At 48.3% G+C, this 13118-nt stretch carries 8 protein-coding genes; 4 read left to right on the top strand and 4 right to left on the bottom strand.

Going from position 1 to position 13118, the window contains the following annotated elements; translation table 11 throughout:
- Positions 1–202: 202 nt before the first annotated feature.
- Together F4X88_20875 and F4X88_20870 are read left to right on the top strand one after the other, a co-directional pair.
- Entirely contained in the window at positions 203–2251 is a 2049-nt protein-coding gene (locus F4X88_20875; protein MYA58736.1) for a TonB-dependent receptor plug domain-containing protein, read from the top strand.
- 53 nt (positions 2252–2304) lie between these two features.
- Positions 2305–2748 (top strand): rhodanese, encoded by a 444-nt coding sequence (locus F4X88_20870; protein MYA58735.1) that lies wholly within the window; start codon positions 2305–2307, stop codon positions 2746–2748.
- On the opposite strand, the gene F4X88_20865 is transcribed toward F4X88_20870, so the two are convergent.
- Genes F4X88_20865 through glpK form a run of 3 tightly spaced genes read right to left on the bottom strand, consistent with a single transcriptional unit; the run spans position 2745 to position 7408 of the window.
- Positions 2745–4151 (bottom strand): sigma-54-dependent Fis family transcriptional regulator, encoded by a 1407-nt coding sequence (locus F4X88_20865; GenBank protein MYA58734.1) that lies wholly within the window; start codon positions 4149–4151, stop codon positions 2745–2747. The genes F4X88_20870 and F4X88_20865 overlap by 4 nt on opposite strands.
- Positions 4152–4164: 13 nt before the next feature.
- On the bottom strand, positions 4165–5862 hold the full coding sequence (locus tag F4X88_20860; GenBank protein ID MYA58733.1) for a HAMP domain-containing protein: 1698 nt from the start codon (positions 5860–5862) through the stop codon (positions 4165–4167).
- A 1-nt stretch (position 5863) separates the two neighbouring features.
- Positions 5864–7408 carry a glycerol kinase GlpK gene (gene glpK, locus F4X88_20855; protein MYA58732.1) on the bottom strand — a complete coding sequence of 515 codons (1545 nt, stop codon included), beginning with the start codon at positions 7406–7408 and terminating at the stop codon, positions 5864–5866.
- Positions 7409–7595: 187 nt separating this feature from the next.
- Between glpK and F4X88_20850 the strand changes: the two genes are divergently transcribed.
- Both F4X88_20850 and F4X88_20845 read left to right on the top strand, forming a co-directional pair.
- Positions 7596–9500, top strand: coding sequence for a hypothetical protein (locus F4X88_20850; protein MYA58731.1), 1905 nt, complete (start codon positions 7596–7598; stop codon positions 9498–9500).
- A gap of 40 nt (positions 9501–9540) precedes the next feature.
- On the top strand, positions 9541–11682 hold the full coding sequence (locus tag F4X88_20845; protein MYA58730.1) for a hypothetical protein: 2142 nt from the start codon (positions 9541–9543) through the stop codon (positions 11680–11682).
- Between the two features lie 74 nt (positions 11683–11756).
- Here the strand turns inward: F4X88_20845 and bioA are convergent, their stop codons facing one another.
- Positions 11757–13100 (bottom strand): adenosylmethionine--8-amino-7-oxononanoate transaminase, encoded by a 1344-nt coding sequence (gene bioA, locus F4X88_20840; protein MYA58729.1) that lies wholly within the window; start codon positions 13098–13100, stop codon positions 11757–11759.
- Between the last annotated feature and the right edge of the window lie 18 nt (positions 13101–13118).

The following is a 13118-nucleotide window of genomic DNA, read 5'->3' as shown; positions in this document are numbered from 1 at the left end:
GCAGTAACATAACACATATAAAAATATTACCGAATTAAATTATGAAACTTCATCAGGTTGTGGGTGCTATCACCTGTGCCTCGCTCAAATGTCAAAAACTTCATACTGGTCTGTCTCCAATTCTCAATTGACTGCAACTCTCAAAATATGCTATAATTCTATGTCAGGCACAGATAAACCTATAACTCTGAGGTGCGGTTGAATGTTCAGTGCCAATTTGCGGAGACCAGCGTATTTGGCTTTTTACACTCTGTTTTTTGGGGTGATAGTCCCGTTTACTGCTTTCGCGGAAGAGGGTGCTGCGCCTGTGCAATTGGAGAAAATTGTTGTAACACCCAGTCGTTTTACGATTTATGATGGAGCGTCGGCGAAAATCTCACTCTCTAAACAGGAGATTGAGCGGTTTCCACTCATTGATAACGACGTAATGCGGGCAGGTCATATCTTTCCAGGGGTGGCTTCAAGCGATTATAGCACGCGGTTCAGTGTGCGAGGTGGAGAGAAAGACGATATTTCAGTGAGATTAGATGGGATGGAACTCTATAATCCGTATCATCTCCAAGACTTCGGGGGTGCGATCTCACTGATAGGTTTAGGTCTCATTCAGAACACCAATCTATTGATAGGTGGGTTTCCCGCGGAGTACGGCGAAAAGATGTCCGGTGTGTTTGACATCACAACGAGGACGCCAAACACTGAGAAATTCTCTGCTAATTTTGGTGTGGACTTAATTAACGCAACCGCTACGCTGGAGGGACCTCTTTCAAAAAAAGGGAGTTGGCTCCTATCCGCCCGCCGTGGGTATATTGATCTGATTCTCATGCTCATGGATATCGATGAGAACTATAAACCGCAATACGCCGACATCTATAGTAAATTAACGTATCAAGTTACACCAAAAGATACAGTTACACTCAATGGTTTATACGGTTGGGATACGAATCGGATTCGTGTAGACGACATAGACAACAATTTAGATTCCCGATACGACAATTCGACAACTTGGGCAAAGTGGCGGCATCTTTTTGCGGATTCATATTGGACAGACCTTTTCGTTTTCGCTGGCACCTCCAATCAGGATAGAACAACAGGGAAAGAAGATATCGATAATCGCAATTTCGGGTTCTTCGGCACAAAAGCGGAGCTTACAGCAAATCTTTTTGACAAACACACCCTCCGCAGTGGCGCTACGTGGCGTTGGTTGACTGCGAAGTATCAATATGATGTTCAGGAACGGCAAGCGGGCGTAAACGTCTACAAACCAATTCTCGCGAATATTGACGATAAGGGGAGCGAATTCAATCTATTTCTCCAAGATGAGTGGCAACTCCATTCCAAACTTGCACTCAATGTCGGGGGACATTACCTCTACCAGCATTATCGGGAGGAAGGGATTCAGCGGTATGAAATTGGACCGCGAGTCGCACTTGCCATGAAACCGTTGAAGGATCTCGTTTTACGGGGGGCTTGGGGTATTTATCACCAACCCGTCCACCTGATGGGAATTCCCGTGGAAGATGGGATTAAAAGGGTCGGTCGCGCGGAGCAAGCCGTGCATTACATCCTCGGGGTTGAATATACGCCTGTTGATAGCTTCTTGGTGCGTGTTGAAGGCTATTACAATACTTTTGATAATCTTGTTGGACGAATCCGTGAGTTTGGAAGGCAGAATCAGGTTTTTAATTCGCCTGAATCCGGTGATGCGAGAGGCGTTGATGTGTTCATGACCCATGTCGTCTCACAGCGTTTGACGTGGACACTCGGTTATGCGTTTGGTATCGCAGAAGAGATCGCGAATGGAACAAAACGCTTCCGTCAGCACGATCGGCGGCACTCTTTCGCTGTTAGCAGCAATTATCAGTTCGCTCCAACATGGTATCTCTATCTGAGTTGGCGTTTTTATACAGGTGAGCCGAGAACCCCTCTCATTCACAAGGAAGTTCGGTTACCTGACGGGGGTATTGTCTGTGATCGGCAGTTTGGTGAGATACACTCGGCACGGATGCCCGCCTACCACAGTCTCGATTTTCGGATTACCAAGCGGAGTCCGTATCGACGCTGGGAGTTGTCTTGGTATTTTCAAATATTGAACCTGTATAACCATAGCAATCTGGACCAGTATGCTTTTAGTCAATTACGCGATGAAGGGACAGACGATGTTAAAGGGACAGACGCTATTATCGGATGCGCGATTGAAGAAGAGCCTCTCTTCCCGATTGTCCCTACATTAGGGGTTACGGTAACATTCTGAGCATAGGCACCTGTGGTTTTGACTATAAAATTGATAACCGATACCTATTAAAAATGTTCAATCATATCCAAAAAGCAGTAAAAAGGATCTGGCGACGGTATCTCGGAGATTTGCGAGATCGGAAGTTGCCGAAAGTGGCACCCAGCGTAGCGGAGGCGATTCTTCCGTTAGAGACGGACGCGTATGCTATTGCGCCGAATCAGCTGAAGGACATGATGGGCAGTGACACTTCCTTCGTTTTATTGGATGTTCGGGAAGAATGGGAATATCAGATGGTTCATCTTGAAGGGGCTGTATGGATCCCGTTCGGAGAATTGCCAAGGCGTTGTCACGAAATTACCCCAGGGGTAGAGGTCGTGGTTTATTGTCACTGGGGTATGCGTAGTCTCGACGCAGCTTTTCTTTTGCAACAGCTCGGTTTCAAATCGGTGAAGAGTTTGATCGGGGGTATCGATCGGTGGGCACGGGAAATAGACCCACACATGCAGCGGTATTAATCTGTTTTGAAGTCCTGGCTCTGAAGACCGTATTTCTGCATCCGGTGCTGAAGTTTACGTCGCGAAATCCCCAAGAGTTTTGCCGCTTGAATCTGTGTCCCATTGCTTTTTGCTAACGCACTACACACGTATTCCTTGATAATTTCATCAAGCGAAACCCCTTCCTCAGGGATGTCAAATTCAACGTCGGTGGCTGGAAGCGAGGTGTCTAAAATCTCCGGGGGCAATTCATCTTTATCAATCACTTCATTTTCTGAAAGCACAAAAATACGACGCAGATAATTTTCTAATTGCCGGATGTTGCCGGGCCAGTGATACCGCCTGAGCATAGACATTGCCTGCGGTGTAACCTGTTTGGGGAGTGCCTCTATGTATTCACTGCTGAACTTCTGGATGAGGAAATTCACGAGCAATGGAATGTCCTCTGGATGCTCTCGAAGGGGTGGAACATGGAGCGGGATCACGTTGAGACGAAAATAGAGGTCTTCGCGAAACGCACTGTTTCGGACCTCTTGGATAAGATTTTTGTTCGTTGCAGCAACCACACAGACATCCACTTTAATGTTCCGAGTCCCCCCGATGCGCCGTATCTCCCGTTCCTCTAAGACGTGCAACAATTTACTCTGTGTTTGGATCGGCAGATCCCCGATCTCATCAAGAAAGAGGACCCCTTCGTTTGCCACCTCAAAAAGCCCCTTCTTTTGATGCGACGCGTCTGTAAACGCTCCCTTTTCATGTCCAAACAATTCACTTTCAATGAGGGTATCAGGGATCGCCCCACAGTTAATCGAGATGAAGGGTTTGTTTTTTCGGGGACCGTGCTTGTGAAGGGCACGCGCGATAAGACTTTTTCCAGAGCCGGTTTCGCCTGTGATGAGGACTTGTGTAACACCCCGGTGCAAAATCCGAGTCATGTCTTTGAAAAGTTCCTGCATTTTTTCACTATCACCCACGATTTCATCAATCTGAATTTCCGGTGTTGTGTCATCGTTTTCGGCTTCGATGCTTCGGAGCGCGCCGCGGGTTTGCAGGGCGTGTTTCACTTCCCGTTTCAGCACCTCAATTTGAATCGGTTTCTCAAGATAGTAAAACGCCCCCTCGTGTGCGACAAGATTCACGGCATCGTTGAGTTCCGCAAACGCTGTCATGATAAGCACAGGTAGGTCTGGATCGGTCCGTTTTATTTCCCGAAGTAGATCCCTTCCCTCAAATCGGGAGGACATCCACATATCACTGATAACGAGGTCAAACATCTGTTTTTCTAAGCTACCCAGAGCGGCTTTGCTGTCTCCAACGATTTCAACTGTATACCCTTCGCGTTTCAAGATCCGCTGTAGAATTGTCAGTTGTGCTTGGTCGTCGTCTACAATCAGTATTGATGCCATCGCTTTGGTTCTCCTCATCTAATCTGGGAATTTATGGGAGTTCGTCCGCATCCAGCGGTAAACTGATTTTAAAAGCCGTCCCCATTCCCATTTTGCTTCGGACTTCGATTTTGCCTCTATGTGCCGTGATAATTTGGTGCGAAACCGCGAGACCGAGTCCTATGCCACCTGTTGCGTCTTTGGTTGTAAAATACGCATCGTAAATCTGTTCCTGTACTTCCTCTGGGATGCCTATGCCGGTATCTCTGATTTCAATCACCACGTCTCTTGTGTTCGGATCTATCTGCTCCAAAAAGGTTGTCATATAGATGCTACCGCCTTTCGGCATTGCTTGGATACTGTTTTGCACGAAGTTGAAAAGGGTCTGTCGCATTAAGGCAGCGTCCATCTGGACATCCGGTAGATTTTCATCATAATTCTTGATGACTTGGACCTTGGCTTCCTCAGCAATGAGTGCGAACTCAGATAAAACTTGCTCCACAAGCGTATTGAGGTTTACCGGTTCTACATTCAACCTTCTCGGTCGATTCAACGTGAGAAACTGCTCGGAGGTCTGCTTCAGTTCCGTTATTTTTTGGTCGACGATCTCCAAGAGTTCCTTCGCCTCTTCGATATCGTCTTGGCTCACTTTCTGTTGCGAAAAAACAGATTTTAGGTGTTGCGCCGTCATCCCAATTGAATTAAGTGGATTCCGAATTTCGTGTGCCACCCCCGCGGCAAATTGTCCTAAAGCAGTAATCCGTTTTGAATGAGAGTCCCGTAATTGCCACAACATCCTTGCGAGATTGTAGGTGGCTCTCCCGATTTCATCCGATGAATACGTCTCCTGAAGTGATAAATCCCCATCCTCAGCACTTTGAATAATCCGAGTCATCCGCTCTAACGGCTTCATAATTAGGTGATTTGTCGTGAGATCGATCAGAATGACGAGTAGCGCACCGACAATCACGATCAATATTGCGTGCATCAACAGTGAGGAGCGAATCGACTTGTCAATATAAGGCACATCGAAAAGGACTTGTATGTAGCCAATGAGCGCTTTTTGAATCCACAGGGTCTCCCCTTGCTTCCATAACTCATACAGATCGCCTTTTTCCTGATCTGTCATTCGCCAGCGTTTACCTTTCTCCTGAGTTGTCACTGGATCGTCTGGCACATAGACATCTTCACCAAAGGCTTTCAACCAAACCTCATACGGGAGTGTCCCGGCATCCAGTATGGGTTCATAAGCGAAATCGCGGGGTTCTAACGCAATCGGCTTTGGTCCCGTCAAAACGGCGATGTATTTAATAACAATAGCGGTTGCGTTTTGTCCTTCAATTGCATGTATCGTCGCGCCCTTTGTCTCGATTTGCTCAAGATCCGCTGCATCAAGGTTGATGTCAACAACATCTCCACCGGCGAGTAAACTGGAACGAATACGGGTATCATTTAAGGAGACGTGGATATTCAGCACATTTTGCATATCCGGATGTTCCCGCTTCAGTTCATTCAGCACTTGATCGAGTCGCTGTGCATCAAAGACCCTTACGGTTTCGATTTCTCTCTCAACGGCATCAAGAATCGTGTTTTCAGCGATTTCCCTCAGTTCAGCACCCCGTTCTGCACCCAAAGCGTGAAGGGCATTCATCTCATTTCGGACCCGGATGCTATCAAAAAAGTAAAACGCCACGAGGATTGCGATGACACAGAAATTAATAACAAGAGAGTACTTCCATTGGAGTCGCATTTTAACTCATCACTCGTTGCACTGCCTTTTTCCACTGCGCGAGTTTTTCGTTGCGTTGCGTTGCGTCTATTTGTGGGGAGAAGCGGCGCGCCTTAAAAGCGGACCCCTCACGTTTGGCTTGCGCACTTCTATTTACCGCAAGTTCTTCGATATCACGCCACACACCCGCTGTGATCCCCGCCAGATACGTGGCACCCAAGCCCGTCGATTCTATTTGTGCTGGACGTTCTACAGTCATTCCTAAGATATCCGCTTGGAACTGCATGAGGAAGTTGTTGGCGGCTGCACCCCCGTCAACCCGTAATTGATCCAAGGTCATCCCCGTGTCGGTCGACATTGCGACAACGACATCCGCGGATTGATACGCAATTGATTCCAATGTGGCACGGACGATTTGGTCACGGGTACTCCCGCGCGTTAAGCCGAGGATCGCACCCCGCGCATCGGGATCCCAATAGGGGGCACCGAGTCCGGTAAACGCAGGAACCACAACGACTCCCCCGGCATCCGGTATACGGGCAGCCATTTCTTCCGTTTCCGATGCACTCTCAACAATTGAGATACCGTCCCGAAGCCATTGGACAGCAGCACCCGCGACGAATACACTTCCTTCCAATGCGTAAACGGGGGTTTCGTCTAAACTACAAGCGAGTGTTGTCAGGAGTCCAGTTTTTGTTGATACTTTTTCAGTGCCTGTATTGAGCATGAGAAAACAACCCGTGCCGTAGGTATTTTTCGCCATACCGGGTTTGAGGCACAATTGACCGAAGAGCGCAGCTTGCTGATCCCCTGCGATTCCGGTGATTGGAATCCCATCCAGAGATATATTTTTTCCGAAGGTTTCAAGCCAAAAATTTCGGTAAAAACTCGCTGTACCGAAGTTACTCGCAGAAGGACAGACCTCCGGCAAAATCGCTTTAGGGACGTTCAAGATTTTCAGAAGGGTTTCGTCCCATGAGAGTGTGTTGATATTAAAGAGCAGGGTCCGTGAAGCATTTGTGTAATCGGTTTTATGAACCGCCCCATCCGTTAATTTCCAAAGGAGCCACGTATCTACAGTACCGAAGGCGAGTTCGCCGCGTTCTGCACGTTCCCGAGCCCCATTGACGTGATCCAGGATCCACGCCACCTTTGTTCCAGAAAAGTAAGCATCGAGGACGAGACCCGTCTTTGCCTGAATCTCTTCAGCAACGCCCTGTTTTTCAAGGCGGACGCATCTATCTGCAGTGCGACGGCACTGCCAGACGATGGCGGGATAAATCGGTTTTCCGGTTTTCCTGTCCCAAACAATTGTGGTTTCGCGTTGGTTTGCAATTCCGATAGCAACAATATTCAGGACATTTTCTTGTGCGAAAAGTGCGTCTATTGCTTGTAGAGTGGCGTTCCAGATTTCCTCCGGATCGTGTTCTACCCACCCCGGCTGCGGATAGTGTTGTGTGAATTCTTGGTATCCTTGCGCGATGATGTTGCCCTGCACATCAACGAGAAGGGCTGTCGTGCCTGTTGTCCCTTGGTCGATTGAAAGGATGCAAGCGGTATTTGGCATGCTATGCGTGCAACTCCTAAAGTGTTTTATTTAAAATAACACTGATGGGAAAAAAAATCAAGTGAAAATCAGGGCTTGCTTCGCTTCAGATTTTAACATTTTTCCTAATTCAGGTTGACATCGCGTCTGTTGTTTGGTATAATGCATTATTATGTTTTGAATAGGCTTAAGCATAAACAGATTTTCAATGGTTCAGAGAGGAGTAGATGTCGTGAAAAAAAGTTTGCTTTGCGCGCTTGTGATATGCTGCTTGGCTACATATCAGAGTTATGCGCAGATTGAGTGGGATGCTGAAAAATTTATGCCGTTGTCCGAAGTGAAAAAGGGCATGACAGGGAAAGGTTACACTATATTTTTCGGAACAACGGTGGAGGAATTTGAATGTGAAGTTGTCAGTGTTGAACACAACTTTATCCCAGGATGGCATGTTGTATGGATGAAGGGATTGAGCGACAACTTTAAACGCACGGGTGTTGCTGGTGGTATGAGTGGTAGTCCAATATACATTGACGGACGACTCATGGGCGCGGTTTCTCTCGGTTATTTTAACCAGCGAGAACATGCCAACGGTTTTGGGGTAACCCCCTTTGAATTGATGGTGAAAGTCGCACAGCGTGGGATGGAACCCAATTTAAGTTACGAAGGTGCTCAACTCTTTAACCTCGATGCTTCCCCAGCGATGCATCAATATGGATTGGATGCCGGGCAGTCTCTGCTTCGCGATGGTCAGGTTGCACAGGTGCCGCGTGCTTTTGATGAAATGTGGCGTGACAGTGTTACCGATATGCCGTCCCAAGTGAGATCCGCGCAATTATCTATTCCAGTCACACTGCCGACACTTAATTCAGAGGTCATACGATTTATCAAGCCGGTTTTTGATAAACTCAATTTTACGCCAGTCCAAGCATCAGGCGGTGGAGGTCCCGTTAAGGAATCGCCGGTTGAAGAAGGACAGATGATCGGGACGGAATATGTTCGAGGCGATGTTTCATTTTTCGGTTATGGGACAATCACTTACGTAGATGGTAATGAACTCCTCGCTTATGGACATTCTGCATCTGCAGAGGGTAACGTCAATATCCCGCTTTCTGGTGGGTATGTGCATTTTATCCTGCCAAGCCGTTCCCGCTCCTCCAAAATAGCATCACCGACGCAGCCCATCGGGACTTTAGTGCAAGATCGGGACCCTGCCATTGCGGGTATCATCGGAAAACACCCGAGTTATATTCCTGTAAATGTCAATGTGCAAACCGCCGATAGTAAGCGACATCAGAGGGCCTACGAAGTGATTCGGCATCGTAGTTTCTCTCCGATTTATACAGGGATGGCGGCATGGATGCTCATGGATACACTTGAGTTTTATTTGGGGAACTATACCCTCAATATGGAAGCAACTATCACGCTGAAAGAACATCCCGACCTCAAGCAGCGCGAATTAGTCTATAAGAATATATATTCTTCCAGAGGATCCCCCGGGTTTGGGGTCATGCAGACGCTCATGATGCCGATGTTGCAGTTAGCCCTCAACCAGTATACGAGTGTTCCGGTCGCAGGTGTCACCATTGATGTGAGCATAGAGGATAAGCGGCGAACGGCGCGAATTCAAAGCCTTCGGATGGATAAACTCCGCTATCGACCTGGAGATACTGTTGAAGTGGAAATTACGTTGCAGCCCTATTTTGAAAATCCTATCGTGCAAACTGGGACAATCACGATTCCTAAAGACGTTCCAGAAGGGCTTGTCACGCTTCTCGCCACCAATGCCAGCTTTCACGAATCGTGGCAGCGTAACCGGGCACCCCTGAACTTTCGGCACAGGAACATCAATCAATTAGTTGCGTTGTTGCAACGGGGTGAAAATAACTCGGAAATTATTATGGAACTCTTTGTGCCTGAACCGGGACTCACTGTTCAGGGTGAAGAATTCGCACATCTACCGCCTTCAGTCATGTCAGTCATGAATACCGCAAAGCAAATTGGCAATAGCGGATATACGATGGGCACCACGCTACACATTGATAAAATGCCAACAGACTATGTAGTTTATGGAAGCGGCATGATTCGATTCGTCGTGGATAAGAACGCGGAATAACAGTTTTCAGATTTTATCGTTTTACAGGAGGATATTTTCAATGCGACGTGTCATCTCCTTTTGGAGTCTTATTTTAGCGGTCTTTATTTACACAAGCCTCGCATCCGCAGTCAATACATCTTTATGGGAGCAAAAAAACCATTCGGATTTTGAGGCAGGTAACCCCAAAAACCTTTCCCTGACAAGCACCGGAGATGTGATGTTATCTCCACAAATTGATGCCTTTACGAAACTGAAAGAGACCCAAGTCTGGGCACTTGTGGAAGATTCAGCGGGGAATCTCTATGCTGGGACGGGGAACGAAGGAAAAATCTATAAAATTGCTGCCGATGGCGACACCGCTGAACTTTATTACAATTCACCCGAAGTTACGATTTACAGCCTCGCGATTGGACCCGACAATGCACTCTACGCTGGCACTGGACCCGATGGATTGATTTATAAAATCACTGATGCGACGACACCGCCGACAACCCTCCTCAACAAAGGAGACAAATATGTCTGGGCGTTGAAATTTGATGCGGCTGGGAATCTCTATGCCGCAACGGGGACTGACGGTAAAATTTACAAAATTACGCCAGATGGCGAATCCAGCGTCCTATTTGATGCCGAAGAAAAGAATATCATGACGTTCCTTCTCCACGAAAACGGTTTCTATGCCGGCAGCAGCGACAACGGCATTATTTACCATATCACGGACGATGGCACTGCGAAAGTTATCTATCAAGCCAAAGAGAAAGAGGTCCGTGCCCTTGAAATGGATACCCAAGGCAACCTCTATGCAGCAGTCGTTACGTCCCAACCGGCTGAACCGTCACGGGGACGCCGCGGGGGTTCCAGTGGACCGCCAACCCCTTCCGGTCCTCCGCCTCCGGGAGGTAGCGCGCCGCAAGAAAACAGGTCCAGTATCTATAAAATTCGTCCCGATGGCACGGCTGTCTCCATTTGGCATTCACCCGAACCGCTTATCTTGGCTATCGTTCTCGAAAGCGACTCGCAAATTCTGGTAGGCACTGGAGATGACGGAAAACTCTATCGCGTCAACCCGATGAGCGGAGACGCTGTGGAACTCGGCAAATGCTCAGCGAACCAGGTCGTCGCCATACATCAGAAAAAAGGAGATGGCGATACCAAAACGCTCCTCGCGACGGGTAATCCGGGTAAACTTTTTAATCTCACCGCCACCTACGTTAAAGAGGGCACCCTTGAATCTGAAGTACACGACACGAAAAGTTTGTCTCGCTGGGGGAAACTCTCTTGGGAAGGTGAAATGGGAGAGGAAACCGCGATTGCTTTCTCGACCCGTGCCGGTAATACGAAAAAACCCGATGACACCTGGAGCGACTGGTCTGATGAACTCACGACAGCGGAAGGCTCGCAGATTCCGAATGGAGATGGCCAGTACATCCAGTGGCGTGCGACACTCACAACCAGCGACACGGCGCAGACCCCTGTTCTGAAGAAGGTTACCCTCGCCTCCGTGCAGACGAATGTTGAACCACGCTTTACCAGTATTGAGGTAAATGACGGTAGTGGTGGGAACCAAGAAAGAGGGCGGCGCGCTTCCGGCAGCAGTTTAGCACCTCCAGGACCCCGCGGCGGTGATAGCAGCGGATCCAGCAATTCAAGCGACGCGCCTTCTAAAAAATGGAAGGTGAGTTGGAAAGTTGAAGATGCAAATGCCGATACGTTGCAGTATACGCTCTACTACAAAGCGACTGACGAGAGCAACTGGCGACTCCTCAAAAAGGAATTGACCAAAGCGACCTATGAATGGGATATTACTACCGTTCCAGATGGACGGTATACCTTAAAGGTCGTTGCAACTGACAAACTTAGCAATCCGGTTGGATGGGCAAAATCCGCTGAGAAAGTAAGTATGCCGGTTGAGGTGGACAATACACAGCCCGCTATCGGGGATATTCAGGTCACTGCGAATGGTGGTAGCACCTACAAAATTGCCTGTGACGTTACGGATATGACCACACCTATCCAGAAAGCCGTCTATAAGATTGACAGTGATGAACACTGGAAGGTTATCTTCCCTGACGATGGGATCTTCGATTCCAAAAAGGAGCAGCTTCTCCTCGAAACGGGTGAACTCTCCGAAGGGGCACACACGATTATCATTCAAGTGACAGATAGGGCACAAAACACGGCTGTCGGTCGGACGAGTTTCTAACCGATTTTCGTTTCAGGGCGGGTTTTAGACCCGCCCTATTTTTTTGTCCAAATGTTTTTCAATGGCTGGGGTCGTTATGTAACAATATCGATTGCGGTCCGAACGATGTTCAATAAAGTGTCTAACTCCGAAATTGAGATCTGTAGTGGGGGCATCAGCACGATGGTATTCACAAGCGGTCGAAGGATCGCGCCACGGGTGAGTGCCTCTTTGCAAACTCGGATACCTACCTTCTCTTCAAAGGGATAAGGTGTGTCGGTGTCGGGGTTTTTCATTAATTCTACACCGGCGGTAAAACCGCAGACGCGGACATCTCCGACGTGTGGCAGCTCATAGAATTCTTGAAGCCGATTTTTGAAGTGTTCAAGTGTCGGTTGGAGTCCGGACAGGAGATTTTCACGCTCGAAAATAGCGATATTTTCTAAGGCGACTGCGCATGCCAATGGGTTTCCGGTGAAAGTGTGTCCGTGGAAGAAGGTCTTGAGGTCTCGGTATTCACCGAGGAAGGCGTTATAGATTTCGTCGGTGGTTAACGTTGCAGCGAGTGGAAGATAACCGCTTGCGAGTCCTTTTGCCATACAGAAGAGGTCGGGTGTAACGTCCTCGTGTTCGCATGCCCACATTTTACCCGTGCGCCCGAACCCGGTCATCACTTCGTCAACGATAAGAAGGGTTTTCCACCGTTTCGCCAAGGCGGCAAGTTCCTTTAAGAACCCGTTCGGCGCGAGCAGCATACCACCCGCGCCTTGAATGAGGGGTTCTAAAATAATACCCGCAATTTGCCCTTCATGTTCGGAGAGGGCGCGTTCCACGGCATTGAGCCAACGCGTTTTAATCGCAGCTCCATTCGCGTCCGAAGGTCGATAGACTTCAGAAGCGGACACACGGATACCTTTGAAAAGGAGGGATGCAAAGGTCGTGTGGAAACTATCGATACCCCCGACACTCATCGCACCTATCGTGTCTCCGTGGTAGGCATTATCAAAATGGATAAACAGTTTCCGTTGCGGTTCTTCTTTGTGTTGCCAATACTGATATGCTATCTTCAAGGCGACTTCGACCGCGGTTGAACCGTTGTCGGAGTAAAACACCTTGTTTAATCCCGCGGGTGTGAGTTCTACGAGTTTTTGTGCGAGCTGAATCGCGGGGACGTTGCTGTATCCCAGCAGGGTGGCGTGTGCGATCTTGTCAAGCTGCGCTTTGAGTGCCGTATTCAGCGCTGGGTGATTATGCCCATGGACGTTTGTCCACATGGAAGCGATGCCATCAATATACCGATTTCCGGCGATATCGATGAGGTAGCATCCTTCACCCCTTTCAATGATGACAGGCTCTTCCGCCAGCCAGTCCTGCATTTGTGTGAACGGATGCCAGAGGTAACGCTTATCCCACTCGACAAGCGTTTCTTTATCAATCATGGCTCATAACTTGAAACT

Source organism: Candidatus Poribacteria bacterium (genome assembly GCA_009839745.1).
GTDB lineage: Bacteria > Poribacteria > WGA-4E > WGA-4E > WGA-3G > WGA-3G.
This window is presented reverse-complemented; position numbering and strand designations above follow the sequence as displayed.